The 26,299-nt window shown below is 63.7% G+C and carries 17 protein-coding genes; 14 read left to right on the top strand and 3 right to left on the bottom strand.

The features are described 5' to 3' along the window. Positions 1-70 precede the first annotated feature (70 nt). Both pyrF and AC0969_RS09400 read left to right on the top strand, forming a co-directional pair. A complete protein-coding gene (gene pyrF, locus AC0969_RS09405; protein ID WP_479623875.1) occupies positions 71-898 on the top strand; it encodes an orotidine-5'-phosphate decarboxylase in 828 nt (275 codons plus the stop codon). Between the two features lie 139 nt (positions 899-1,037). Then, a complete protein-coding gene (locus AC0969_RS09400; RefSeq protein ID WP_479623874.1) occupies positions 1,038-2,012 on the top strand; it encodes a TRAP transporter substrate-binding protein in 975 nt (324 codons plus the stop codon). 51 nt (positions 2,013-2,063) lie between these two features. On the opposite strand, the gene AC0969_RS09395 is transcribed toward AC0969_RS09400, so the two are convergent. Continuing rightward, positions 2,064-2,255: a hypothetical protein gene (locus AC0969_RS09395; RefSeq protein ID WP_479623873.1), complete on the bottom strand. Its 192-nt coding sequence runs from the start codon at positions 2,253-2,255 to the stop codon at positions 2,064-2,066. Positions 2,256-2,449: 194 nt separating this feature from the next. Here AC0969_RS09395 and AC0969_RS09390 point away from each other — a divergent pair, with 194 nt between their 5' ends. The 4 genes from AC0969_RS09390 to AC0969_RS09375 all read left to right on the top strand — a co-directional run bounded on the left by AC0969_RS09390 (position 2,450) and on the right by AC0969_RS09375 (position 5,466). Further along, complete coding sequence (locus tag AC0969_RS09390) at positions 2,450-4,255, top strand: methyl-accepting chemotaxis protein (protein WP_479623872.1); 1,806 nt, start codon at positions 2,450-2,452, stop codon at positions 4,253-4,255. Positions 4,256-4,374: 119 nt separating this feature from the next. Then, on the top strand, positions 4,375-4,695 hold the full coding sequence (locus AC0969_RS09385) for an ElaB/YgaM/YqjD family protein (protein WP_479623871.1): 321 nt from the start codon (positions 4,375-4,377) through the stop codon (positions 4,693-4,695). Between the two features lie 32 nt (positions 4,696-4,727). Continuing rightward, the gene (locus AC0969_RS09380; protein WP_479623870.1) at positions 4,728-5,129 is read left to right on the top strand and encodes a phage holin family protein; all 402 of its coding nucleotides are present in this window, start codon (positions 4,728-4,730) and stop codon (positions 5,127-5,129) included. Further along, positions 5,110-5,466 (top strand): YqjK family protein, encoded by a 357-nt coding sequence (locus tag AC0969_RS09375; RefSeq protein ID WP_479623869.1) that lies wholly within the window; start codon positions 5,110-5,112, stop codon positions 5,464-5,466. Before AC0969_RS09380 ends, AC0969_RS09375 begins: the two co-directional genes overlap by 20 nt. Positions 5,467-5,822: 356 nt before the next feature. Here the strand turns inward: AC0969_RS09375 and uvrA are convergent, their stop codons facing one another. Beyond that, positions 5,823-8,705 (bottom strand): excinuclease ABC subunit UvrA, encoded by a 2,883-nt coding sequence (uvrA, locus tag AC0969_RS09370; RefSeq protein WP_479623957.1) that lies wholly within the window; start codon positions 8,703-8,705, stop codon positions 5,823-5,825. A 162-nt stretch (positions 8,706-8,867) separates the two neighbouring features. Between uvrA and AC0969_RS09365 the strand changes: the two genes are divergently transcribed. The 7 genes from AC0969_RS09365 (at position 8,868) to AC0969_RS09335 (ending at position 22,054) form a co-directional block, all read left to right on the top strand. Continuing rightward, positions 8,868-10,037: an MFS transporter gene (locus tag AC0969_RS09365; protein ID WP_479623956.1), complete on the top strand. Its 1,170-nt coding sequence runs from the start codon at positions 8,868-8,870 to the stop codon at positions 10,035-10,037. 25 nt (positions 10,038-10,062) lie between these two features. Then, positions 10,063-10,638, top strand: a complete 576-nt coding sequence (gene ssb / locus AC0969_RS09360) for a single-stranded DNA-binding protein (protein ID WP_479623868.1) — start codon at positions 10,063-10,065, stop codon at positions 10,636-10,638. 173 nt (positions 10,639-10,811) lie between these two features. Continuing rightward, positions 10,812-15,209 carry a response regulator gene (locus tag AC0969_RS09355; protein ID WP_479623867.1) on the top strand — a complete coding sequence of 1,466 codons (4,398 nt, stop codon included), beginning with the start codon at positions 10,812-10,814 and terminating at the stop codon, positions 15,207-15,209. Between the two features lie 3 nt (positions 15,210-15,212). Then, complete coding sequence (locus tag AC0969_RS09350; RefSeq protein WP_479623866.1) at positions 15,213-16,217, top strand: response regulator; 1,005 nt, start codon at positions 15,213-15,215, stop codon at positions 16,215-16,217. Positions 16,218-16,298: 81 nt separating this feature from the next. Continuing rightward, entirely contained in the window at positions 16,299-17,096 is a 798-nt protein-coding gene (locus AC0969_RS09345) for an outer membrane protein OmpK (protein ID WP_479623865.1), read from the top strand. Between the two features lie 106 nt (positions 17,097-17,202). Beyond that, entirely contained in the window at positions 17,203-18,192 is a 990-nt protein-coding gene (locus AC0969_RS09340) for an MYG1 family protein (protein ID WP_479623864.1), read from the top strand. Positions 18,193-18,328: 136 nt separating this feature from the next. Beyond that, entirely contained in the window at positions 18,329-22,054 is a 3,726-nt protein-coding gene (locus AC0969_RS09335; protein ID WP_479623863.1) for a PAS domain-containing hybrid sensor histidine kinase/response regulator, read from the top strand. A gap of 90 nt (positions 22,055-22,144) precedes the next feature. Here the strand turns inward: AC0969_RS09335 and AC0969_RS09330 are convergent, their stop codons facing one another. Then, entirely contained in the window at positions 22,145-22,618 is a 474-nt protein-coding gene (locus AC0969_RS09330) for an Lrp/AsnC family transcriptional regulator (protein ID WP_479623955.1), read from the bottom strand. A 119-nt stretch (positions 22,619-22,737) separates the two neighbouring features. On the opposite strand from AC0969_RS09330, the gene AC0969_RS09325 reads away from it, so the two are divergent. After that, a complete protein-coding gene (locus AC0969_RS09325) occupies positions 22,738-26,247 on the top strand; it encodes an indolepyruvate ferredoxin oxidoreductase family protein (protein WP_479623862.1) in 3,510 nt (1,169 codons plus the stop codon). Positions 26,248-26,299: the final 52 nt, after the last annotated feature.

Genomic DNA, 26,299 nt, shown 5'->3' with positions numbered 1-26,299 from the left:
GGGGCTTTCTGTAAACGCAGCAATTGGGGGTTACCGGGCATTGTGCAAGCCACTCGTAAAATTCGCCGTTATGAACTTCCTAGACATGCTCCACACCGCCGGGCAGCGCAATGCCTCCATGCTCTGCGTCGGGCTGGACCCAGACCCCGAACGCTTTCCCGGCGCATGGCGCGGCGATGCCAGCAAGATTGCCGACTTCTGCAACCGCATCGTCGATGCCACGGCCGACCTGGCCATTGCCTTCAAGCCGCAAATTGCCTACTTTGCCGCCCACCGCGCCGAGGACCAGCTGGAGCGCATCGTGGCCCACATCCGCCGTGTCGCGCCGCAGGTGCCGATCATTCTGGATGCCAAGCGTGGCGACATCGGCTCCACCGCCGAGCAGTACGCCATCGAAGCCTTCGAGCGCTACTGCGCGGATGCGGTCACCCTGTCGCCGTTTATGGGGTTTGACTCGGTTCAGCCGTATTTGAAATACCCCGGCAAGGGCGCATTTTTGCTGTGCCGCACCTCGAACCCCGGGGGCGACGATCTGCAACCCCAGCGCCTGGCCGATGTGCCCGGCCAACCCCGGCTGTTTGAACACATTGCCCAGCTCACCCAAGGCCCGTGGAACCTGAACGGCCAGCTCGGCCTGGTGGTGGGTGCCACCTACCCGGCAGAAATTGCCCGGGTGCGCGCCCTGGCCCCCACGGTGCCGCTGCTGGTGCCCGGCGTGGGTGCGCAGGGCGGCGATGCCCGCGCCACCGTGCAGGCGGGCTGGACGGCCAACGGCCCGCTGGTCGTCAACTCGTCCCGCGCCATCCTGTATGCGTCCAGCGGCGACGACTTCGCCGATGCCGCCCGCCGCGTGGCGCAAGACACGCGCGATACTTTGCAGGCCGCACGGGCACTGTAAAAATAATAGCTACTAGCGCAGGTAACATATGCGATAGAGGCTGTTTTTCTATAAATAGTAAAAACGCCCAGGCCGCTGCTACCCGCATCGGTTCGATGGGCTTCATCCAGCCCAGTACATCCCCTTAGCCCGAGATCCTATGAGCCATACATTGCGCACCGCCATCGCTACCAGTCTGCTTTTGGCCGCCGGTGCCGGGTGGGGCCAAACCGCCCTGCGGGCCTGGAATATCCACCCCGATGGCTATCCCGTGACCGAGGCAATGAAGAGCTTTGTGGCCGAGGTAGACCGGGCCTCTGGCGGCAAATACAAAATCACCCTGCACTCCAACGGCAGCTTGGGAGACCAGCCCAAGGCCGTGCAGATGCTCAAGTCGGGTGAGCTAGACCTGGCCGAATTCAGCTCGGCACCGCTGTCTGACGTGGTGCCCGGACTCAAGGCCTTTACCCTGCCGTTTTTGTTCACTGACTCGGCGCACATGTTCCGCTACCTGGATGGCCCGCTGGGCACGCGCCTGGCCGCCAAGCTGGCCGATGCCGGTTTTGTGGTGCTGGGCTGGTACGACGGCGGTGCCCGCTCGTTCTACTGCACCAGTAAACCCGTCACCACCGGGGCCGACCTGGTGGGGCAAAAGATCCGGGTGCAACAGTCCGAGGTCTACTTCGACATGGTCAAGCTGCTGGGGGCCACGCCGGTGGCGCTGCCGTACAAAGACGTGTCCGCCGCCTTGCAGCAAAAAACCGTGGACTGCGCCGAAAACAACATGCCCTCGTACGAGTCCGCCGGGCATTACAAAGTGGCCAAGTACGTCTACCTGACCAACCACACCGTCTCGCCCGAGGCGCTGGTGGTGTCTGCCAAGCTCTGGGCCAAGCTCAGCAGTGCCGACCAGGCGGTGTTTCAAAAGGCTGGGCAGGCTTCGGCCCTGCTGATGCGCGATCTGTGGAGCAAGCGGGTGGCCCTGGCCCGTGCCAGCGTCACCAAAGAAGGTGCGCAGATTGCCACGGTGTCTGATTTCTCGCCATTTGTGCGCAAGATGGGCCCGCTGTATGCCAAGTACATGGCCGACCCCACCGTACGGGGCGAGCTGTTCACCATCATCGGCAACCAGTAGCCGCCATGAGCCGCTAGGTGCGAGGCGGGGCGCTAAGGGCTTGTTCTTAAGTCAGGGCACCGTCTCGAAGCTGATGTTGTTGACCAGCATCAGCCACATGATCAACGCCGGAATCAGCACCGGCAGTGCCAGGGCGCAAAACATCACTGCGGTTTTGACGAAGGTGGAAATATCGTTCCACCAGAGCACCAGCAGCGCGCCCAGGTCTACTTCCCAAAACCGTTCCGGCTGTTGTTTTTTCATGGTGTGCCTCGCATAGCTGTCAGTGTAGTGGCGGGGCGCTGGGTTTTCCAACCGGTCGGGGCCGCATGCCCTTGTGTGCACTAAATCACGCTGGCTATACCAACACTCTCCATTTACACTAATTTACACGTCCTGTCCCATTACAGGCCATTGCGTTTGTGCCCGGTCCATTTACCTATCTGTAGGAGTCACCCATGCGATTTTTAGAACACACCAAAGTCAGTTCCCGATTGTTGGCGATGGCCATCATCTCAGCTTGCATTGCCTTGGCCCTGGGCCTGCTGGGCATGGCGCGCACCGCCGAGGTCAACGGCATGCTCACCAGCCTGTACGAAGACAACCTGGTGCCGGTAGCCGACATCGGCAACGCCAACTTGCAGGCCATCAACCACAACCGTGGGCTCTACCACTACGTTATCGAGCCCGAAAAAGCCGGCATGGACAAAATCGGCGAAGAGATGAAGAAGCACGATGCGGAAATGAAGAAGCTGCTGGGGCAGTACCGCAAAAGCCATCTCACCCCCAAAGAAGTGGGGTTGCTGGATAAATTTGATGCCGCGTGGCCCACGTATCTGGCCAGCGCAGCCAAGGTGATGGCGTTCGGTTCCGAGAATAAAACCGACGAAGCCATGCGGGTGATGAAGGGCGAGGCGGTGGCCAGCTTCAAGGTGGCAGACGATTTGCTGTCTGAGCTGCTGAACGAAACGGTGGTCCAGGGCAAAGTCACCCATGACGCAAGCCACGCGCTGGTGGCGCACAGCCGCACAGTCACCATCGTGCTGGTGGTGCTGGCGGTACTGCTGATCTATGCCATTGGCGGCGTGCTGGCGCGCAGCATCATCCGGCCTTTGGGCGGTGAGCCCTTTGCCCTGGCCGCAGATGCCAGTGCCATTGCCGAGGGCGACCTGTCGCGCCACATCGTGGTTAAAGCGGGCGACCAGACCAGCGTGGTGGCGCGCATGGTGGTGATGCAGGCCAGCCTGGTCAAGCTGGTGTCGCATGTACGGCAAAGCTCAGAGAGCGTGGCCAGTGCCAGCCAGCAAATCGCCCTGGGCAACCACGACCTCAGCGCCCGCACCGAGAAGCAGGCCAGCGCACTGGAAGAAACCGCCGCCAGCATGGAGGAGCTGTCGGCCACCGTCAAACAAAACGCCGACAACTCCCGCCAGGCCAACCAACTGGCCATGAGCGCCAGCACCGTGGCCGTGCAAGGCGGTGACGTGGTGGCCGAGGTGGTCACCACCATGCAGGGCATCAACGAAAGCTCCAAAAAGATATCCGACATCATTGGCGTGATCGACGGCATCGCCTTCCAGACGAATATCCTGGCGCTGAATGCCGCCGTAGAAGCCGCCCGCGCGGGCGAGCAAGGCCGGGGCTTTGCCGTGGTGGCCAGTGAAGTGCGCAGTTTGGCCGGGCGTAGTGCCGAGGCCGCTAAAGAAATCAAGCTGCTGATCTCCGCCAGCGTGGCGCGGGTGGAGCAGGGCACCGTGCTGGTGGACAAGGCCGGCACCACGATGGCCGAGGTGGTGAGCTCCATCCGCCGGGTGACCGACATCGTGGGCGAGATCAGCGCCGCCAGCAGCGAGCAAAGTGCCGGTGTGTCGCAAATTGGTGACGCTATCACCCAGATCGACCAGGCCACCCAGCAAAACGCCGCCCTGGTCGAAGAAATGGCCGCCGCCGCCAGCAGCATGCAAAACCAGGCCGACGATCTGGTGGGGGCCGTGGCCGTGTTCAAGCTGGGCCAAAATCAAGCTACCAGCCAGGCCAACAGCCAAACCACCCGCCACGCCCCCGCCAAGCAGGCTGTGCCCGCGCGCCCGGTGGCCGCCCCTGCCCGCAAGATGGCGGTGCCGCCCAAGCAGGTTGCCGCGCCAGCCAGAGCCGCGCTCGGCAGCAAGACGGCCGCCCCCGTCGCCAAAAAACCCGCCGCCATCAGCGCCCCCAAGCGGGCCGCCCCCGGCCAGGGGGGTGACGACGATTGGTCTGCGTTTTAAACAGGATTTTCCCTTGGCGCCAAAGTGTTTCTAAATGTCAGTAAGTGAATGGGAAAGCAGAAAATGGCGAGGCCGATCTGCTAACCTTTATCCCATCCAAACCTAACCGAAAGACGCACATGTCCAAAGCCTTCCAAGCCGCCATTGACACCCAGGAACAACTGGTCAGCGACATCAAGTCAGTGATCTCCGAAGCCGAAGAAATGCTGAGCGACACCGCCGACCAGACCGGCGACAAAATCAGCCAGTTGCGCGCCCGCGTCAAGGCCCGCCTGAGCGATGCCCGCGAGCGTCTGGTCGATGCCGAAGCCGCGTTGCGCCACCACACCAAAAAGGCCGCCCGCGCCACCGACGACTACGTGCACGAATCCCCCTGGACGGCAGTCGGCGTGGCCGCAGCGGTGGGCCTGCTGGTCGGTCTGATCATTGGTCGCCGCTAAAACTGCCTTGCAGAACCCCCACCGGGTTCCGTATGCGTAGCGCATCTGGCGGCGGCCCTTTCGCCGCGTTAAAAAACATCCCCATCACCCTGCTGGCTATGGCGCACACGCGCCTACAGCTGCTGGGCAATGAGATCCTGACTGAGAAGCACCGCGCCCTGCGCGAGCTGACCCTGGTACTGGCGATGGTGGCCTGTGCGGGCTTGGGCGTGCTGCTGGTGGTGGGACTGGTGGTCATCTTGCTGTGGGACCAGCGGGTGCTGGTGCTGGCGGCGCTAATCGTACTGTTTTTGGGGGCTGCGGCCCTGTGCTTTGCCAAGCTGCGCCGCTCCACGCGGTCGTTCGATGGCATTTTTGCGGGCAGTCTGGCTGAGCTGCAAGAAGACCTGCGCCAACTCAAAGCCGCAAGCGAGCATGGCCAAGACCCGCGCTGAACTCGACCAGGAGCGCGCCCGCTTGACCGAGCGCATCCAGGCCCAGCGGGCCAACCTGGTCCGCGATCTAGCCCCGTTGCAGCGCGTGTCCAGGGCCGGTAGTACCCTGAGTGCACTGGTGGCCGAAGCCATCGCTTACGTGCGAGAGCGGCCCCTGGCCATGTCGGCGCTGGCGGCCGGCCTGCTGCTGCTCAAACCCAAAGGCGTATGGCGCTGGGCCAAGCGCGGCTTCTTCCTCTGGCGCGGCTGGCGTGCCGTACAGGTGTGGCAGCCGGGCACGGTGTTGGGCCTGCTGCGCCGGGTGCTGGCGGCGAAAAGCTTTTTTACTTCCAAATAGATAGCCCAGTGGGGTCAGATCACAATTGCGCGCTGGATGGTGGCTGAGACAGAGCCATCACCACCCGCATTTGTGCTCTGACCCCTCTGGGCGGTTCTCCGTGCCGCACCGCAAACCAACCGCCCGCGCCTCTATCCATCCCCTCTATGCCTGCTACGCCGAGCTCATCTTTGGAGTGTTCAACCGCCAATAGGGGTCAGAGCAAGCACGCGATTGAGCGGGTCTGCAAAACCAACTTTTCAGTGCGCGTGGATGATCTGACCCCCATTGGCTATCACCCGTACAACCCCTCCATCATTACTCCTAAATAGATAGCTGCCTGCGCAGGTTTTGTATGCGCTAGCAGCCTATTTGGTTTATAAAAGCCGGGCCAGGTATTTACCGGTATGGCTGGCCGGATTGGCCGCAATCTCTTCCGGCGTGCCCACGCCCACCACCATGCCGCCGCCTGCGCCGCCCTCGGGGCCCATGTCGATCAGCCAGTCGGCGGTTTTGATCACGTCCAGGTTGTGCTCGATCACCACGATGGTGTTGCCCGCGCTGCGCAGCTGGTGCAGCACCTTGAGCAGCAGGGCAATGTCGGCAAAGTGCAGGCCGGTGGTGGGTTCGTCCAGGATGTACAGCGTGCGGCCGGTGTCGCGCTTGCTAAGTTCCAGCGCCAGCTTGACCCGCTGCGCCTCGCCACCCGACAGCGTGGTGGCCGACTGGCCCAGCTTGATGTAGCTCAGGCCCACGTCCAGCAGGGTGTGCAGCTTGCGGGCGATGGTGGGCACGGCTTGCAAGAAGGTGTAGGCGGCCTCGACCGTCAGCTCCAAGATTTGCGCGATGTTTTTGCCCTTGTACAGCACCTCCAGCGTTTCGCGGTTGTAGCGCTGGCCCCGGCACACGTCGCAGGGTACGTACACATCGGGCAGAAAGTGCATTTCCACCTTGACCATGCCGTCGCCCTGGCAAGCCTCGCAGCGGCCCCCGGCCACGTTGAAGCTGAAGCGCCCCGGCCCGTAGCCGCGTTCGCGGGCCATCGGTACCTCGGCCATCAGCTCGCGGATGGGGGTGAACAGGCCCGTGTAGGTGGCCGGGTTGGAACGCGGCGTGCGGCCAATCGGCGACTGGTCTACGTTGATGACCTTGTCGAACTGCTCGATGCCGATGATCTCGCTGTGTTCGGCGGGCTCATCATGGGCGCGGTAGAGCTGGCGGGCCACGGCGGTGTACAGCGTGTCGTTGACCAGGGTGGACTTGCCGGAGCCCGACACGCCTGTCACGCAGGTGAACAGGCCCACCGGAAACTCGGCGTTGACACTTTTCAGGTTGTGGCCGGTGGCACCGACGATGGACAGCCAGCCGTGGCTGGGTTTTTGGCGCTCGGCGGGCACGTCGATCTTCAGGGTGCCCGCCAGATACTGGCCGGTAAGCGAGTTGGGATTCGCCTTGACCTCGTCAAACGTGCCCTGCGCCATGATGCGCCCGCCGTGCACGCCTGCGCCGGGGCCCAGGTCGATCACATGGTCGGCGGCGCGCATCATGTCTTCGTCGTGCTCCACCACCAGCACGCTGTTGCCAATGTCGCGCAGGTGTTGCAGGGTGGCGATCAGGCGGTCGTTGTCACGCTGGTGCAGGCCGATGCTGGGCTCGTCCAGCACATACATCACACCGGTCAGGCCGGAGCCGATTTGCGATGCCAGCCGGATGCGCTGGGATTCGCCGCCGCTCAGGGTTTCAGCGCTGCGGTCCAGGCTCAGGTAGTTCAGGCCCACGTCGTTCAAAAACTTCAGCCGCAGGCCGATTTCGCGCACGATTTTGTCGGCGATTTCGCCCTTGGCACCGCCCATTTTCAGGGTGCTGAAGTACGCAAAGCAGTCGCGCAGCGTGGTGTGGCTGATCTCGAAGATGGCGCGGGCCTGGCTGCCTTCGCCCACCTTCACATGCCGGGCTTCGCGTTTGAGCCGCGAGCCGCCGCAGGTGACGCAGGGCTGGGTGGTGCGGTAGCGGGCCAGGTCTTCGCGGACCAGGTTGGAATCGGTCTCGCGGTAGCGCCGCTGCATGTTGGGGATGATGCCCTCGAAGGGGTGCTTTTTGCGCAGCTTTTTGCCCGCCGTGGGGCCGGTGTCCATCAGGTAGTGGAAGGCAATGTCTTCCTCGCCCGAGCCGTGCAGCAGCGCTTGCTGCACCTCGGCGGGCAAGGTTTCAAAGGCTTGCTCAATGTCAAATTTGTAGTGCTTGGCCAGACTCTCCAGCAGGGCGAAGTAGTAGGCGTTGCGCCGGTCCCAGCCCTTGATGGCCCCGCTGGCCAGGCTGAGTGACGGAAAGGCCACCACCCGGGTCGGGTCGAACACTTCTTGCATGCCCAAGCCGTCGCAGGCCGGGCAGGCCCCCACGGGCGAGTTGAACGAGAACAGGCGCGGCTCCAGTTCGCTGATCGAATAGCTGCAAATCGGGCAGGCGAACTTGGCGTTGAATAAATGCTCTTGGCCCGAGGCCATCTCCACCACGATGGCCTTGCCCTCGGCCAGCCGCAGCGAGGCTTCAAAGCTTTCGGCCAGCCGCTGGCGCTGGGCGGCCATCGCTTGGGGTTCGGTGTCGCCATGCACTTTGACGCGGTCAATCACCACGTCGATGTTGTGCTTTTCGGTCTTTTTCAGCTTGGGCAGCGCGTCGAACTCGAAGGTTTCGCCGTCCACCCGAAAGCGCACGTAGCCCTGGGCCTGCATGTCGGCAAACACGTCGGCGTATTCGCCCTTGCGCTCGCGGGCAATGGGGGCCACCACCATCAGGCGGGAATCGACCGGCAGGGCCAGCACCGCGTCCACCATCTGGCTCACGGTTTGGGCTTGCAGGGGCAGGTCGTGGTCGGGGCAGTAGGGCGTGCCCGCGCGGGCGAACAGCAGGCGCAGGTAGTCGTGGATCTCGGTCACCGTGCCCACGGTGGAACGCGGGTTGTGGCTGGTGGCTTTTTGCTCGATGGAGATGGCCGGGCTCAGGCCTTCAATCAGGTCCACATCCGGCTTGTCCATCAGCTGCAAGAACTGCCGGGCGTAGGTGCTCAGGCTCTCCACATAACGGCGCTGGCCCTCGGCGTACAGGGTGTCAAACGCCAAGCTGGACTTGCCCGAGCCGCTCAGCCCGGTGATCACCACCAGCTGGTTGCGCGGGATGTCCAGGTCGATGTTCTTCAGGTTGTGGGTACGTGCGCCACGGATGCTGATGCGTTGTAACTGCAAGGCATTGCGGAGGTACATGCCGTCAGAAGCGGTGTCGGGGAGGGCAGAGTTCAAGGTGGAGCCACTTAGGGGGTAACCCGCGATGATAGACAATCGCAAACTGTCTGTCTGCCCACACTTATGGTGCTTTGCGTGTCCCACCCCTCTGCCACTTTTTCTCCCCCATCCGCACCGGCGGCCATGACTCGGCTGGAGTTGCGTTCCAGTCTGTCGTTGGCCAGTATTTTTGCGCTGCGCATGCTCGGCTTGTTCCTTGTTTTGCCCGTGTTTGCATTGGAGGCGGCCAAGTTCCCCGGTGGCGACGACCCGGCCCGCGTGGGCTTGGCGATGGGCATTTACGGACTGACGCAGGGTGTGTTGCAACTGCCGTTTGGCATGGCATCTGACCGCTTTGGCCGCAAACGGGTGATTATTTTGGGTCTTCTGCTGTTTGCGGCGGGCAGCTTTTTGGCCGCAATGGCGAGCAGTTTGAATGGGCTGATGCTGGGCCGCGCGGTGCAAGGCGCGGGGGCCATTTCCGCCGCAGTCACCGCGCTGCTGGCGGACCAAACCCGGGACGCGGTGCGCACCAAGGCGATGGCGCTGGTGGGCAGCAGCATCGCGCTGATGTTTGCTCTGTCGCTGGTGTTGGCCCCGGCGTTGACGGCGCTGGTGGGGTTGACGGGCTTGTTCGCACTCACGGGCTGCTTGGCGCTGATCGGCACCACCGTGGTGCTGTGGGTGGTGCCGCCCGAGCCGCTGGAACACAAAAACCAGCCGCGCGGCAAGTTGGTCGAGGTGCTTGCCCATGCCGGGCTGATGCGGCTGAACCTGGGCGTGTTTATTCTGCACGCCGTGCAACTGGCGATGTGGATAGCCATACCCGCGCTGCTGGTGCAGGCCGGGCTGGACAAAGCCCACCACTGGTGGGTGTACCTGCCCGCCGTGCTGGGCTCGTTTTTGGTGATGGGCGGCAGCCTGTTCCCGTTGGAGCGCCGTGGCCATTTGCGGGCGGTGTTTTTGGCGGCGATTGGGCTGATCGCGCTGGTGCAGGTCGGCTTGTGGTGGGTTGCGGATGTGCCGCAGGTCAGCACGCTTTCCACGCTGCTGTTTTTGTTCTTTTGCGGTTTCAACGTGCTGGAGGCCAGCCAGCCCAGCCTGGCTTCCCGCCTGGCCCCGGCCCCTGTGCGCGGCGCTGCGCTGGGGGTGTACAACACGCTGCAATCGCTAGGCTTTTTTATCGGCGGCTTGGGCGGTGGTGCGCTGCTGAAATGGGGCGGCACACACAGCCTGTTCACTGCATGCGGGCTGGCCATGCTGGTGTGGCTTGCTGTTGCATGGCCCATGCAAGCGCCGATTAAGAACGCATAATCCATCCCCTCTAGAGGAATTCAACATGGCATCCGTCAACAAAGTCATCATCGTCGGCAACCTGGGCCGCGACCCCGAGGTGCGCACCTTCCCCAGCGGCGACCGGGTGGCCAACGTCACCATCGCCACCACCGAGAATTGGAAAGACAAGCAAACCGGCGAACGCCGCGAGCTGACCGAATGGCACCGCGTGGTGTTTCGCGGCGGGCTGGCAGGCATCGTCGAGCAGTACCTGCGTAAGGGCTCTCAGGTGTATGTGGAAGGCTCGATCCGCAGCCGCAAGTACAACGACGCCACCGGCGCAGAGCGCTCGATCACCGAAATCATGGCCAGCGAAATGACCATGCTGGGTGCCCGCCAAGGTGCGGGTGGCCCGCAAGGCGGCAATGACGGGTATGACAACGGCGGTGGCGCTGGTTACGACAACGGCGGCGGCTACGACAACAGCCCGGCCCCCGCGCCCGCCCGCCGCCCGATGGCCGCTCCGGCCCCCGCCAGTCGTCCGCCGATGGCTGCGCCCGCACCCCGCCAAGCACCGCCTCCGCCAGCGGCCCGGGCCTCTAGCGGGTTTGACGATATGGACGACGATATTCCGTTCTAGGTCGGCGTTCACCGCATCCAACCGCCCCAAGGCCTTGTGCTTTCGGGCGGTTTTTTATGTGCTCGGGAGAGGGTCAAGATTTTATGCACATGGAGGATATGAATACCCGATGGGGGGCTTGAAAACATGCAAATTCAGCACCGTATCCGGTAAATTGGACTAGCATGGACCTGATGCCCAACCACTCCACGCGTTTTGTCGCACAGCGCAAATTACTTGAATGGCTGCTGCTGTTGGTGGTCCTTGCATTGGTTGGTGCCTTCATTGCCTACGTGTACTTCGGCGAGGTGGACCGCATCCTGGCGACCGAGGAAGACCGTTTGCAGGGGCAAGCGCATGTGATTGCCAATGACATCCAGGGCAATTTGGCCGTGACCAGTTTGGCGCTGGAAGATGTCATCCAGGACTATCTGCTGGATCCGGCGGGGGTGAATACCGTGGACGTGTCCCGCCGATTACGCGCTTTGACCAATGCCATGCCGGGAATCCGTGCCATGGTGGTGATGGACGTGCGGGGCGTGGTTCTTGCTGCGCACAGCCCCGATCTGGTCGGCGTAGATTTTAGCCAGCGCGACTATTTCAAGACGGTGCAGTTGCGGCCGAATCGGGCCACCCTGTATGTGTCCGCTCCCTATAAATCCTTGCGCAACGATTTGGTCGTCAGCGTTGGCCGGATGGTGCCCGGTGCCGCAGGGGAGTTTGCGGGCTTGGCGATCGCCGTCCTTGACCCCGAGTATTTCACCAGTATTTTTCGCCCGGTGATCTATGCCCCGGATGTGTGGGGTTTTATGCTCCATAGCGATGGCCTGCAGTTGTTGAATTTTCCGTCCCGTGCCAACATGGACGGCCTGAGCTTCAACCGACCCGGGACGTTTTTCAACCGGCATCTGGCGACTGGAAAAGCCAGTAATGTGTTGACGGGCAGGCTCCCCGGTACCGCAGAACTGCGGGTGATGGCCCTGCGCACCATCCAGCCGCCAGCCCTGCAAATGGACAAAGGGCTGGTGATAGGCATCGGCCGTGATCTAAAGGCTATCTACGCGCCTCTTCAAAGGCAGACGATCACCAATGGGGCGTTCTATGCCATGTTGGTTTTGTTGTGTGCGGGCGGTCTGTGGTGGGGGCAAAAGCGGCGATCGCACATGGAGGACCAGGCGTTTGAGCGTGACCGCGACCGGTTGGATGCCGCCGATCGGCTGAAACTGGCACTGCGGGGTGCCAGCCTGGGACTATGGAGCTACCACGCAGTCACCGGTACATGGTCCTTTGATGAAAACTCATTGGCCATGCTGGGCTTTGCCGGGGCGGACATACACAGTGACCCGGAATTTTGGTGCCGCCGCGTCCATCTTGAGGATGTATCCGCGTACCACGCGGCGCGAGAAGCTTGCATGGATGGCAGCGTGCCGTTCTACGATGTGACGTACCGGATTCAGCACCGCTTGGGCCATTGGGTGTGGATTCTGGGGCGGGCCCAGGCCATTGAGCGCGACAGCCAGGGCCGGGGCATCACCATCATGGGCACGCACATGGACATCACGGCCGCGAAAATCGCGGAGCAAGAAGTGGTGCGCGCGCGCAATGGCTTGCAAGCGGTTTTCGACAACATGACGGAAGGCGTTTTTGTCTTTGACCGCCAGCAGAAGATTGTTCGTGTCAACCGGGCTGCACGCAGTATCCACGGCCTTTTTGATGCCGCAACGCCGATGGACGAGGTGCGCTCGAAGATTGAAGTCACGCTACCGACCGGGGAGCTCGCGCCGCCCGAAAGCTGGGTGAGCTTGCGTGGCGGAGGGGCACAGTTTGTGCGCGACTTTGAGGTGCGGGTGCGCCGAAAAGACACCGGCCAGTCGGTGGTTCTGGAGTACAGCACGGCCCCCATTTTGGATGCCGATGGGCAGTTAGACCAGGTGGTTTTGACCTTCCGGGACGTGACCGAGCGCCGCCTGACCCACATCCTGCGCGAAAGCGAGGCCCGGTTTCGCACGCTGATTGAAGACGCGCCGCTGGCCATCGCCATTTTTCGGGCCGGGCACTTTGTGTACTCCAACCCCCGCTACCGTGCGCTGCACGGGTATTCGGCCACGGACGATCTGTCTGGTTTGCCGTGGAGCGCCATGATTTCGGAGGAATCCCGGGTGCTGCTGCAAACCCAGGTCCGCATGATGGGCGAGGACTCGCCGCTGGAGCAAATGTTTGAAGCCGTGGGTCTGGATAAAAACGGCGCCCAAATCCCCGTATTCAAAACCACCGCCCGTGTAGTACTGGCAGATGGGCCTGCCACCTTGCTGTTTGTGCAGGATATTTCGGCCCAGAAGCAGGCCGAGGCGGCCATGTTGCAGGCCCGCGATGTGGCCGAGGCCGCCAACCGCAGCAAGGCCGAGTTTCTGGCCAATATGAGCCACGAAATCCGTTCGCCTCTGAATGCCATTTTGGGCCTGGCCTATCTGCTGGAGCAAGCGCAGATGGACCCAACCGCCCACGACCTGGTGCGCAAGATAAGGGCCTCGGGCCGCTCGCTGCTGGGCATCATCAATGACGTATTGGATGTCTCCAAAATCGAAGCCGGCCACATGGTGATAGAGCGCACACCGTTTCGCATGGGCGATGTGATGGACAACCTGGCCAGCGCTATGGGCATCGCCGCCGGTAATAAAAATATTGAACTCATCATCCAGCCGCTGCCTGCGGGCATTAGCGCGTTGCAGGGCGATGCTTTGCGGCTGGAGCAGGTGCTAACCAACCTGACCAGCAACGCCATCAAATTTACCCATGCGGGCCGGGTGGAGCTGCGCACCGAGCTACTCACTGAGCACGAAGATGCCGTCCTCCTGCGCTTTAGTGTGGTGGATACCGGCATCGGGATTGCCCCGGCGCTGCAAAACGAGGTGTTCTCGGCCTTTACCCAGGCCGACAGTTCCACCACCCGCCGCTTTGGCGGAACCGGGCTGGGGCTGGCCATCAGCCGCCAGTTGGTGGACTTGATGGGGGGCGAGATTGGCTTGACCAGCACCCCGGGGGAGGGCAGCGAATTCTGGTTCACCGTGCCCTTGCAGCAAATCCCCAACAGTGATTTTTCTTCGCCCGACATGGTCCGCATTGATGCCTTGTTTGCCGACGACAGCCAGATTGCCCTGCGGGCCGTGGTGGAGATTGCCCAAGGCCTGGGCTGGCATGTCAGCTCTGTGGATTCCGGCGAGGCGGTGCTGGCCCAGGTGCGGGAGCGCAAGGGCGGCAAGCTGCCCAACGTGGTGGTACTGGATTGGAAAATGCTCGGCATGGATGGTCTTGCTACCGCGCAGGCCATCCGTGACAGCGTGCCGCAGGACGAGTGCCCCATCGTCATCATGGCTACTGCTTATTCGGTGGCCAGCTTGGCCAGCCAGCCGGGGGCCGATATGGTGGATGCGATTCTGAACAAACCCGTCACCACCTCCACGCTCTACAACGCGGTCATGCACGCACAGCGCAGGCGCGCCCATACCGTGGGCGTGCCCCGGACTGTGCCGCCGATGGTGGGCCAGGGCCTGGTGGGCGTGCGGGTGCTGGTGGTGGATGACAGTGAAATCAACCGCGAAGTGGCGCGCCGCATCCTGCAACAGCAAGGGGCCGATGTGACCCTGGCTGTGGACGGCCAAGCCGCGCTGGATTGGTTGCTGGCCCACCCTGGCGATGTGGACCTGGTTTTGATGGACGTGCAAATGCCGGTCCTGGACGGCATCGAGGCCACCCGCCAATTGCGGCGCATGCCGCAGTTCAACGACCTGCCGATCGTGGCGCTGACCGCCGGAGCCTTCAAATCGCAGCAGGAAGCCGCGCAGGCCGTGGGTATGACCGACTTCATCAGCAAGCCGTTTGATGTGCCCTCTACCGTGGCGCTGATCCAGCGGCTGCGGCGCAGGCCGGGGGTGGCTGTGCGCCCGGTGCCAGGCCTGCCCGAGGTGTCGTCCTCGGAGGCGTTGCCGCTCCTGGATACCTCGGTTGTCGATGTCGCGCAGGGCTTGCGGATCTGGTCGAATGTGCAGACGTACCGTGACTACTTGCGGCGTTTCGCCAGCAGCTACGGCCAGGCCGTGGCCGAGGTGCATGCCTGTCTGGCGGCCGACGACCACCCGGCTGCGGCCGCCTTGCTCCACAAGCTGGCGGGTGTGGCCGCCAATATGGCCTTGCCCGATACCTACCGCCAGGCTAGCGAGGCCGAACGGGTGCTGTCCATGGGCTACGACCCGATACCGGTGCTGGAGCGCCTGGACGATGCGATACAGCTGGCCGTGGGGGTGATTGCGCGCTTTGCCCCGGCGGCGGCCCCCGAGGGGCAAGGCCTTGCGACCGCCCCGCTGGATTCCCCGCAAAGCCAGGGCCTAGTGGAGGCGCACATGCAGGCATTGCTGGAGGCCTTGCATACCGACAACCCTGCACCGGTGGAGCCGCTGTTGGCCGCACTGGCGCAGCATCTTCCGGCGCACGACCTGGCCAGTCTGCGGGCCTGCGTGCTAGCGTATGACTTTCGGGGGGCTGAGGACTGTAGCCGCCAACTGGCCCGGCAATACCGCATTCCGCTCAAGGAGTAGGCCATGTACGTACCCACCATTCTGGTTGTTGACGATGAGCCCGCCAATCTGGCCATCATGCGCGAGATCTTGGAGAAGACCTATGTGCTGGCATTTGCCCGCAACGGCACCGAGGCGCTGGCGGCGGTGCTCAAGCACCGCCCGGCCCTGGTGTTGCTCGACATTGGACTGCCCGACATCCACGGCTACGAGCTGTGCCGCCAGATCAAGCAACTGGATGCCACCCAGAGCGTACAGGTGATCTTTGTTACCTGCTATGCCGACATGGCGCACGAGACGGCGGGCTTTGCGGCGGGCGCGGTGGACTACATCACCAAGCCGGTATCGCCGCCCATCGTGTTGGCGCGGGTCGCCGCCCATTTATCGCTGGTACTGCTGACGGTGTTGGAGCAAAGCTACCGCGATGCGATTTTGATGCTGGGCCATGCCGGGCATTACAACGACACCGACACCGGTGCCCACATCTGGCGCATGGCTGCCTACGCCCGCGTGCTGGCCCAGGCGTGTGGCTGGGATGTCGCGAGCAGCGCCCGGCTGGAGCTGGCCGCGCCCATGCACGACACCGGCAAGCTGGGCATCCCGCAGTCGATTCTGCGCAAACCGGGGGCGCTGGATGAATCGGAATGGGCGGTGATGCGCACCCATCCGCAAATTGGCCACGACATTCTGGGTAAGAGCGATGCCCCGGTGTTCCAGCTGGCCGCCGAAGTGGCGCTGCGACACCACGAGAAGTGGGACGGCAGCGGCTACCCGGGTGGCTTGCGCGGGCAAGAGATCCCCAAGTCGGCCCGCATCGTGGCCTTGGCCGATGTGTTCGATGCCCTCAGCATGCGGCGCCCCTACAAGGAGCCGTGGCCGACGGAGAAAATCCTGGATTACATCCATGCCGGTGTTGAAGTGCACTTTGACCCGATGGTGGTCCATGCCTTTTTGGGCATCCTGCCCGAGCTGCTCAACATCCGCCAGCAGTGGGCCAAAGTCGAAGAAGAGCAGATGCGAGACATCTAGGGTAAGGCACGCGTCCCGCCGCCCAGTATTTGGCACGGCCTTTGCGTAAGAGGTGGTCCCCTCTTTATCTGGACTTCCAAGATGCACGCTTTCAGAATTTTGGCCGCCGCAGCCACTGTCGCCGTCTTCGTTCCTGCTGCCCATGCTGACGACAATTGGTCGTTCAAGAACGTCAGCGTCAACCATCTGGCCTGGAGCGACCACACGCTGAACCAAACCGGCAAAGGCCCGTTCGGCGTGAAAAAAGACTTCAACTTCCTGGAGCTGGAAGGCGGCATGGGCGGCAAGTGGGGCGATGTGTACGGCTTTTTTGACCTGGAAAACCCCAGCAAGGATTCCCACAACGCCGCCGACTCCGCGATGGACCGGCGTTACGCGATGAAGGTCGTGGGCCACTACAACCTCACCGAAGCCGGTGGTCTGCCGGTGCAGCTGTACGGCCATATCTATAACTTCATGGACGACGGCTTTCGCGACCAAAACAACGTGTTCGGCCTGAGCACCGCCATCTTCAACGGCGGCTTCTGGATCAAACCTTTTCTGGGCGCGCACTATGAAACCAAGACCGACTTGGGCACCCAGTACAACGGCCTGATGGGCGGCTGGGTGCTGGGCTACAGCTTCAAGGCGATGGACCAATCCTTCATGGTCACCAATTGGCACGAAACCGAAATGGGCCGCAAGTCCGACTACCTGGTCATGGCCCGCGACGGTGGCGTGGTCACCGCCAACAAAACGGCCCAAAACGGTGCCGTGTCGTTCTGGTGGAACGCCACCCCCACTTTCACCACCGGCATCACCTACCGCTATGCCAAGAACAAACTGGGTTCGGCCACCTACCAAGACGGCTTCATCTACACCGCCAAGATCAACTTCTGATCGGCACGGGCTGCTATTTATTAAATAGCTGTCTGCGCAGGTGTTATATGCGCCAGGGGTGGTTTTGGCTACTTATTTGCCGTGGGATAACCCGTAAAATCCCCGCATGACCGATACCGCTTCTCTCCACACCCCCACCATCGCCACCCACAGTGGCACCTTCCACGCCGACGACGTTTTTGGCGTCGGCGTTTTGATGGGCGTTTTCCCATCGCACACCCTGCTGCGCACCCGCAACAAAGACCTCATCGCCAGCGCCGACTACGTGGTCGATGTGGGCGGCATCTGGGACGCGGCCAGCGGCCGTTTTGACCACCACCAGCGCGGCTTTGAAGGTGCGCGCCCAGAGCGCCTGGTGGATGGCCACACCGTGCCCGGCGTGGGTTACGCCAGCGCCGGATTGGTGTGGTCGGCCTTCGGTGCGGCCTACGTCAGCGCCTGGGCCGCCAGCCATAGCCAAACGCTGGACGCGGCGGCGGTAGCCAGCGTGGTGGGCACCATCGACCACTCCTTGGTGCAGTACCTCGACATCGTGGACACCGGCCAGGGCGACGTGGCCCCCGGCATCTTCGGCCTGTCGGCCCTGGTCGCCCAGCTCAACACCCACTGGCTGGAAGAGCAGGGCCTGGACCTGGCGGCCAAAGCCCAGTTGCTGGAAATCCGCTTCCGCGAGGCCATCGCCATCACCCGCAAGTTTCTGGACCACGCCATCGGTAAAAAAGTCGCCCAGATCCGCGCTATGGACACCGTGCGCCTGGCCCCGCGCCTGCTCGGCGGCCGCCTGCTGCATTTGAAAGAGGGCGGCATGCCCTGGACCCGCGTAGTGGTGGACGAAATGCCCGAGGTGCTGTTCGTCATCTACCCCGATTCCGACGGCAACCAGTACCAGATCAAGACCGTGCCGGTAGAACCCGGCTCCTTCGACACCCGCAAAGACCTGCCCGCCAGCTGGGCCGGGCTGCGCGACCAGGAGCTGGCGGCGGTGACCGGCGTGGAAGACAGCGTCTTCTGCCACCTGAACCTGTTCATTGGCGGAGCGCGGAGTTTTGCCGGGGCGGTGCAGCTGGCGGAGCTGGCGCTGGCCGAGCCGGTGTGATGGTTCGCTAGGTATAGGGGGGTAAAACCGCACTGCTTGCGTAAGCGCACGCCTCAGTTTGGGGAGTGGCATAGCCGATTTAAATGCGCCACAATGTTTAAATTTGTAAGCATGTCGATGCCATTAACGCCCTCCTATGACCCGCAGTAGCAAACTTCTGGCCTTGCTGGTGGTGGTGTTAGTGGCGGTGTATGCCGCGATTGCGGTGTTCCAGTTCAGCCAGCAAGAGGGGCTGAACCAGGTCAGTCGCCGCACCGACCGTGACGTGGTGTGGAACGTGTCGCAACTGGAGGTGGAGTACTTTCGCTTTGCCGGTGCGCTGGACCGCCGCTTGCTGGACCCCGCGCACCAGAGCGCCGAAGACCTGCAACTGCGCTACGACCTGTTCTACAGCCGCGCCGCGCCGCTCGACCTGGCGCAAACCGCCGACTTGCTCGGTAACCGTGACCTGCTCAAGGCGGCCCGCATGGCGCTGAAAGAGTTCCAGGTGGTGGCCGATCCGGTGTTCGACCCCGCCGCCGCCCACCCGCCCACGCAGGCCCAGTTGCAGATGCTGCACGCCCGGCTGGCCGATCTGCGTGATGTGGTGCGCGGCCTGTCGCTGGAGTCCAGCGAATCGTCGGCCGCCGTGGTGGCCCGGCGCACCGTGGAGGTGCAGTGGCAAATCACCACCACCCGCTTGTTGACCCTGTTCCAGGGGCTGTTGACCCTGGGCCTGGTGGTGGCCCTGTACCGGCAATACCGCCAGCGCGAAGCCGCCGGAGCCGAGGCCCAGGCCCAGCAACTGCGCTTGCTGGAGGCCGGGGCGCGGCTGGAAACCGAGGCCGTGCAGCGCGCCGCGCAAGCCGAGCTGTTTGAAATCACCGCTGCCTTGCCGCTGGTGGTGTACCGCCTGCAACGCTTTCCCGATGGCCGTAGCCGCTATACCTACCTGAGCGAGCGGGCACATGAAGTGCTGGGCATTGACACCGCTGCCGCTTTGCAAGACCCGCAGGTGCTGTACGGCACGGTGCACGAGGACGATATTGCCGAGATGCTGCGCACCTCCACCGAGGCCTTGCAGGCCATGCAGCCGTTTGCGTGTGACTTTCGGGTGCGCAGCGCCGACGGTCAACTGCACTGGGTGCATTGCGCGTCGATGCCGCGTGCGCTGGACGATGGGTCGGTGCTGTCCACCGGCTACATCCAGGCGATTGATGCCATCAAGGAGCGGGAGGCGCAGCTGCGCGAGGTGATGGCGCGGCAGCGGCTGATTTTTGACAATATTCCCTCCGGGCTGGCGTTTGCGGCTGACGGTTTGATCCGGGAGTGCAACCCGGGCTTTTCCCACATCATTGGCCAGCCCTGTGCCGATTTTGTGGGCAAAAACCTGCGCATTTTGTTTGCCACAGACCCGGCGCACGCTGCGTTCCAGGCCGAGGTGCAGCCCCAGCTGGAGCAGGGTGTGCGGGTGGAGCTGGAGCGCAGTTTTTGCCGTGCCGATGGCTCAGTTTTTGAGGGCCGCTTGATTGCCTTGCGCGTGGGGGTGCAGGTGGTGGGCTGCGCCCAGGCCACCATCTGGGGGCTGGAGGATATCAGCGAGCGTCGGCGGGTCGCGCTGGAAATGCAGCATGCCAAAGAGCAGGCCGAAGAAGCCAGCCGTTTCAAAACCGACTTTCTGGCCAACATGAGCCATGAGATCCGCACCCCGATGAACGCCATCATCGGCATGTCCTACCTGGCCCTGAAGACCGATCTGAACCCCCGCCAGCGCGACTATCTGGGCAAAATCCGCCAGTCGGGCCAGCACCTGCTGGGCGTGATCAACGACATCCTCGACTTCTCCAAGGTCGAAGCGGGCAAGCTGTCGATTGAAAACCTGCCCTTTGCACTAGACAAGCTGCTGGAAAACGTGGCCAACGTGATCGCCGAAAAGGCCGAGGCCAAGGGCCTGGAGCTGGTCTGCGACGTGGCCCCCGAAGTGCCGCAAAGCCTGTGCGGCGATGCGCTGCGGCTAGGCCAGGTGCTGATCAACTTTGCCAACAACGCCATCAAATTCACCGAGCGCGGCGAGATCAGCATGGCCGTGCGCCTACAGGCCGGGGCCGACGACTCCGCCCTGCTGCGCTTTGAAGTGCGCGACACCGGCATCGGCCTGACCGAAGAGCAAATCGGCCGCCTGTTCCAAAGCTTCAGCCAGGCCGACAGCTCCATCACCCGCAAATACGGCGGCACCGGCCTGGGTCTGGCCATCAGCAAGGCCCTGGCCGAGGCAATGGGCGGCAGCGTGGGTGTAGAGAGCACCTTTGGCCAGGGCTCCACCTTCTGGTTCACCGCGCTCTTGGGCCTGGGCGAAGAGGCCGCGCGCCCGGTGTTGGCCGACCTGGACCTGCGCGGCCGCCGCGTGCTGGTGGTAGACGACAACGCCCACGCCGCCCTGGTGCTGGTGGATATGCTGCGCAGCATGGGCTTTGAGGTGGCCTCGGTCGATTCCGGGGCCAAGGCCGTAGCCGCCGTGCGCGATGCCGCCGCCGGGGGCTACCCGTTCGACATCACTATGCTGGACTGGCAAATGCCTGGCATGGACGGCCTGCAAACCGCCCACGCCATTGCTGCGCTACAGCTCCAGCCCAGCCCCAAACCCATCATCGTCACCGCCTACGGCCGCGAAGAAGTGGTGCAGGGCGCGCAGGCGGCGGGCATCGAAGATTTGCTGGTCAAACCGGTCAATGCCTCGGTACTGTTCAACACCATGCTGCGGGCGATGGGCCGGGGCCACGCGACAGTCGGCGTGGCCGATGCGGGGGGCTCGGCCTTCGCGGCGCTGGCCCCGCTCAGCGGTGCCCGCATCCTGCTGGTGGAAGACAACGAACTGAACCAGCAAGTGGCCTGCGAGCTGCTGCATGACGCCGGGTTTGTGGTCGATATTGCCGACAACGGCCAGATCGCCGTGGACATGCTGGCCCAGGCCCATCTCGGCACGGCACCGCGCTACGACCTGGTGCTGATGGACATGCAAATGCCGGTGATGGACGGCGTGACCGCTACCCGGCACATCCGCCAGGATGGCCGCAACGAGGTGCTGCCCATCGTCGCCATGACCGCCAACGCGATGGCCGCCGACCGCCAGCGCTGCCTGGATGCAGGCATGAACGACTTCGTCACCAAACCCATCGAACCCGATGACCTGTGGCGCGCCCTGGCCCAGTGGATCCACCCGCGCAGCGGTCTGGGCCAGGTGCAGCGCGCCGATGCCGCGCCCATGCCGGTCGGCACTCCGCACACCGAAACCAGCATGGACGGCCTGCGCCGCATCCCCGGGCTGGACGTGGCCCAGGGCCTGCGCCGCATCATGGGCAAGCAGCCGCTGTACCAGGACATGCTGCGCAAGTTTGCCGCCGGGCAGGCCGGGGCCGTGGCCGAAGTGTTGCGCAGCCTGGAGGCGGGCGACTCCAGCACCGCCGAGCGCACCGCCCATACCCTGAAAGGCGTGGCGGGCAACATCGGCGCCAGCCTGCTGCAAGCCAGCGCGGCCCAGCTAGAGCGCGCTCTGCACCAGCAGGCCCCCGCCGCCGAGATCCATGCATTGGCGGCCCACACGGCCGAGTTGTTGGCCCCGCTGGTCGCCGCCATCACCCAGCAACTGCCCGCGCCCGTGGTGGCCGCCGAGTCCAGCAGCCCCTTCGACCCGGCCCAGGCCGATGCCGTCTGCACCCGGCTGGCCCAGCTGCTGGCCGAGGACGATGCCGAATCCATCGAGCTACTGCAAACCCACGCCGTGCTGCTCAAACAGCGGCTGCAAACCGACTACGCCCCGATCGAAGCGGCGGTGGCCGGGTTCGACTTCGAGGCCGCCTTGGCGTTGTTGACGCGGGGGCGGTAGGGGGCACACATCTGCATCCAAAAATGCAAGCCAAAATGGGCTCTGACGCAAGTGCTGCCTGCGCAAGTTGCTATCAAAAAGTGAGATTCCTCACCCCAAATGCCCCAGCGGCAGCACCCCATTCCCCTTCACCTCGCCCAGTGAAAAGCTGGTGTGCAAATCCTTCACGTTGGGCAGGTTCACCAGCACCTGCCGGGCAAATTGGCTGAAGGTATTCAAGTCGCGTGACACCACTTGCAGCTCAAACGTGCCGGTGCCGCTGATGTAGTGGCAGGACACCACTTCGGGGATCAGGCGGATCGCGTCCTCCAGGCCTTGCAGGGCGGGGCCGCTGTTTTGCACTGCGTCGATGCGCACAAACGCCAATACATCCAGCCCAATCTTGTGCCGGTCGATCTCGGCCCGGTAGCCCCGGATGTAGCCCGCCTCCTCCAGCGCCCGCACGCGCCGCCAGCAGGGAGCGGCGGACAGGCCAACGCGCTGGGCCAGTTCGGCGTTGGTCAGGCGGGCGTTGGCTTGCAGTGCATCCAGAATGGTGAGGTCAAATTTATCGAGCATGGTGATTTTTAAGCAAGGTTCTTGCGCATAGTAGGTGAATGCGGGCAAAGAACGCAAAGACTTTTCCGGGGTGCAGGCATACACTTTTCTCACAAATGCAGCCCACTGCATAGGAGACAGACACGATGAATGCACCTCTTCCCGACTCGGTCCGCCTGGCACTAAAAGCCGCCTCGCTGGACGACAAATACAGCCTGGACTTTGGCCCGGCCTTCATGAGCGGGGTGCAGGCCCTGGTCAAGCTGCCGATGCTGCAACGCCAGCGCGATGCGCGGCAGGGCCGCAATACGGCGGGCTTTATCAGCGGCTACCGGGGCTCGCCGCTGGGCACCTACGACCAGGCGCTGTGGAAGGCCGCCCCGTTCCTCAAGGCGCAGCACATCGTGTTCCAGCCGGGCGTGAACGAAGAGCTGGCCGCCACGGCGGTGTGGGGTACGCAGCAGCTGGGCTTTGCGCCACCGGGCAGCAATAAGTTCGACGGCGTGTTCGGCATCTGGTACGGCAAGGGGCCGGGGGTGGACCGCTGCTCCGACGTGTTCAAGCACGCCAACATGGCCGGGACGACGGAGTTTGGCGGCGTAATCGCGGTGGCGGGCGACGACCACATCAGCAAAAGCTCCACCGCCGCGCACCAGAGTGACCACATCTTCAAGGCTTGCGGGCTGCCAGTGTTCTTTCCGGCCAATGTCCAGGAGATTCTGGACCTGGGGCTGCACGCCTTTGCCATGAGCCGCTTTTCGGGCGTGTGGGCGGGCATGAAGACCATCCAGGAAATCGTGGAGTCCAGCGCCACGGTGGTGGTGGACCCGGAGCGGGTCGCGATCAAAATCCCCACCGACTTTGTGATGCCTGCGGGTGGCCTGCACATCCGCTGGCCCGACCACGCGCTGGAGCAAGAGGCGCGGCTGATGCACTACAAGTGGTATGCCGCGCTGGCCTACATCCGCGCGAACCGGCTGAACTACAACGCCATTGAGGGCCCGAACGATAGATTCGGCGTGATCGCCAGCGGCAAGGCCTACAACGACACCCGCCAGGCGCTGCTGGACCTGGGGCTGGAGGACGCCACCTGCCGCCGCATTGGCCTGCGCCTGCACAAGGTGGGCGTGGTCTGGCCGCTAGAGGCGCAGCTCACCCGCGCATTCGCCACCGGCCTGCAAGAGATTTTGGTGGTGGAAGAAAAGCGCCAGGTCATCGAATACCAGCTCAAAGAAGAGCTGTACAACTGGCGCGCCGACGTGCGGCCCAACGTGCTGGGCAAGTTCAACGAGCCCGAGGGCGACTTCAGCGGCGGCGAATGGTCGATGGCCAACCCCACGGCCAACACCTTGCTGCGTGCCAACGCCGACCTGTCGCCCGCGCTGATTGCCCGGGCCATCGCCCAGCGCCTGCACAAACTGGGCCTGCCCGAGGACGTGGCCGCCCGCATCGACGCGCACATCGCCCTGCTGGATGCCACCGACCGCGCCATGCAGGTGCTGGAAGCAGGCCCGGTGCGGGCACCCTGGTTTTGCAGCGGCTGCCCGCACAACACGTCTACCGTGGTGCCCGAGGGCTCGCGCGCGATGGGCGGCATTGGCTGCCACTTCATGGCCACCTGGATGGACCGCAGCACGGTGGGCTTTACCCAGATGGGCGGCGAGGGCGTGCCCTGGGTGGGCCAGCAGCCCTTCACCACCGACCAGCACATCTTTGCGAATCTGGGCGACGGCACCTACTTCCACAGCGGTCTGCTGGCCATCCGCCAGGCGATCGCGGCGGGGGTCAACATCACCTACAAAATTTTGTACAACGACGCGGTGGCCATGACCGGCGGCCAGCCGATCGGCGAACGCCCGGAAGGGCACTCGGTTATGCAGATAGCCCAATCGGTACGGGCGGAAGGTGCTATTAAAACTGTAGTGGTGACGGACGAGCCCGAGAAGTACCAGGGCGTGCTGCTGCCCGACGGCGTGGAGGTGAAGCACCGCGACCTGCTGGACGACATCCAGCGCGAATTTCGCGAAATAAAAGGCACCACCATCCTCATCTACGACCAGACCTGCGCCACCGAAAAGCGCCGCCGCCGCAAGCGCGGCACCGCAGTGGACCCGGCCGCCCGGGTGGTCATCAACCCGCTGGTCTGCGAAGGCTGTGGCGACTGCGGCGTGCAAAGCAACTGCCTGAGCGTGGAGCCGCTGGAGACGCCCTTCGGCCGCAAGCGCCAGATCAACCAGTCCAGCTGCAACAAGGACATGTCCTGCGTGAAAGGCTTTTGCCCCAGCTTTGTGACGGTGCAGGGCGGGCAACTGCGCAAGCAAAAGCCTGCGCAGACGCTGTCGCCCTTCACCGGCAGCCCGCTGCCCGAACCGGTGCTGCCCAGCACCGCTGGTGTCTGGGGCATTGTGGTGGCGGGCGTGGGTGGCACCGGCGTCATCACCCTGGGCCAGCTGCTGGGCGTGGCCGCGCACCTGGAAGGCCGGGGCATCGTCACGCAAGATGCGGCGGGCCTGGCACAAAAGGGCGGGGCTACCTGGAGCCACGTGCTGCTGGCCCCGGTGGACGCGGGGCAGGACGCGATCCGCACCACCCGGGTTGGCGCGGGCGCGGCAGATTTGATTTTGGGCTGCGACCCGGTCGTTACGGCCAGCAAAGAGACGCTGGTGCGCATGCGCCCCGGCCGCACGCACGTGGCGCTGAACACCCACACCGCACCCACGGCGGCCTTTGTGCACAACGCCGACTGGCAAAACCCTACAGCAGCCTGCACCGCCGAGATCGTGCGTGCAGCAGGCCTGGATGGCATTGCCAGCTTCGATGCCGATGCGGCAGCCAATCGCCTGATGGGCGACAGCCTGTACGCCAACCCCATGCTGCTGGGCTACGCCTGGCAAAAAGGCTGGGTGCCGCTGCGGCTGGACTCGCTGCTGCGCGCCATCGAACTCAACAACATGGCGGTCGAGGCCAACAAGACCGCCTTCGCCTGGGGCCGCCGCGCTGCGGTCGATCCAGTGAGCGTGGCCGCCCCGCCGCAAACCATCCAGTGGCACACCCGCGAACCGCTGGACGCGATGGTCCAGCGCCGCGTGGCGTTTTTGACCAACTACCAAAACGCCGCCTATGCCGCCACCTACAGCGCCTTTGTGGCCCAGGTGCGCCAGGCCGAGCAGCCGCTGGATGCCCACCTGCCACTGACCGAGGCCGTGGCCCGCTACCTGTTCAAGCTGATGGCCTACAAGGACGAATACGAGGTGGCGCGACTGCACACCGACCCGGTATTTCTGGCCGCCATTGCGGCGCAGTTTGAGGGCGACTACCGGCTGCACTACCACCTGGCCCCGCCCTGGCTGGCTAAAAAGAATGCCCAAGGGGAGGTGCAAAAGCAGCAGTTTGGCCCTGGCGTGCGCTTTGCCTTCCGCTTGCTGGCCCGGCTCAAAGGCCTGCGCGGCACGGCCTTCGATCCGTTTGGTTACCAGCACGAGCGGTGCACCGAACGGGCGCTGGTGGCCGCGTACCGCGCCAGCATCGTAGCCTTGCTGCCGGGGCTGACGGCGGCCAACCAGCCTGCGGCCCTGGCCATAGCCCGCAGGCCCGAGCAGATTCGCGGCTACGGCCATGTCAAGGCACGGTCGCTGGCTGCCATGAAAACTACATAGGGGCTGGGTGTATTCCTGCTTGTCTGCTAATGCCCAGAAGCGATACAACGTA

This window comes from Rhodoferax sp. LB1P47 (genome assembly GCF_056521445.1).
The sequence above is the reverse complement of the archived record's forward strand: the minus strand, read 5'-3'. Positions and strand labels throughout refer to the sequence as shown.

Coding starts and splice junctions, on each gene's coding strand:
- AC0969_RS09385 (WP_479623871.1), top strand. CDS start 4,375: ATGTCCAAAGCCTTCCAAGCCGCCATTGACACCCAGGAACAACTGGTC.
- ssb (WP_479623868.1), top strand. CDS start 10,063: ATGGCATCCGTCAACAAAGTCATCATCGTCGGCAACCTGGGCCGCGAC.
- uvrA (WP_479623957.1), bottom strand. CDS start 8,705: ATGTACCTCCGCAATGCCTTGCAGTTACAACGCATCAGCATCCGTGGC.
- AC0969_RS09365 (WP_479623956.1), top strand. CDS start 8,868: ATGACTCGGCTGGAGTTGCGTTCCAGTCTGTCGTTGGCCAGTATTTTT.
- AC0969_RS09395 (WP_479623873.1), bottom strand. CDS start 2,255: ATGAAAAAACAACAGCCGGAACGGTTTTGGGAAGTAGACCTGGGCGCG.
- AC0969_RS09350 (WP_479623866.1), top strand. CDS start 15,213: ATGTACGTACCCACCATTCTGGTTGTTGACGATGAGCCCGCCAATCTG.
- AC0969_RS09345 (WP_479623865.1), top strand. CDS start 16,299: ATGCACGCTTTCAGAATTTTGGCCGCCGCAGCCACTGTCGCCGTCTTC.
- pyrF (WP_479623875.1), top strand. CDS start 71: ATGAACTTCCTAGACATGCTCCACACCGCCGGGCAGCGCAATGCCTCC.
- AC0969_RS09355 (WP_479623867.1), top strand. CDS start 10,812: ATGCCCAACCACTCCACGCGTTTTGTCGCACAGCGCAAATTACTTGAA.
- AC0969_RS09375 (WP_479623869.1), top strand. CDS start 5,110: ATGGCCAAGACCCGCGCTGAACTCGACCAGGAGCGCGCCCGCTTGACC.
- AC0969_RS09340 (WP_479623864.1), top strand. CDS start 17,203: ATGACCGATACCGCTTCTCTCCACACCCCCACCATCGCCACCCACAGT.
- AC0969_RS09380 (WP_479623870.1), top strand. CDS start 4,728: ATGCGTAGCGCATCTGGCGGCGGCCCTTTCGCCGCGTTAAAAAACATC.
- AC0969_RS09325 (WP_479623862.1), top strand. CDS start 22,738: ATGAATGCACCTCTTCCCGACTCGGTCCGCCTGGCACTAAAAGCCGCC.
- AC0969_RS09400 (WP_479623874.1), top strand. CDS start 1,038: ATGAGCCATACATTGCGCACCGCCATCGCTACCAGTCTGCTTTTGGCC.
- AC0969_RS09335 (WP_479623863.1), top strand. CDS start 18,329: ATGACCCGCAGTAGCAAACTTCTGGCCTTGCTGGTGGTGGTGTTAGTG.
- AC0969_RS09390 (WP_479623872.1), top strand. CDS start 2,450: ATGCGATTTTTAGAACACACCAAAGTCAGTTCCCGATTGTTGGCGATG.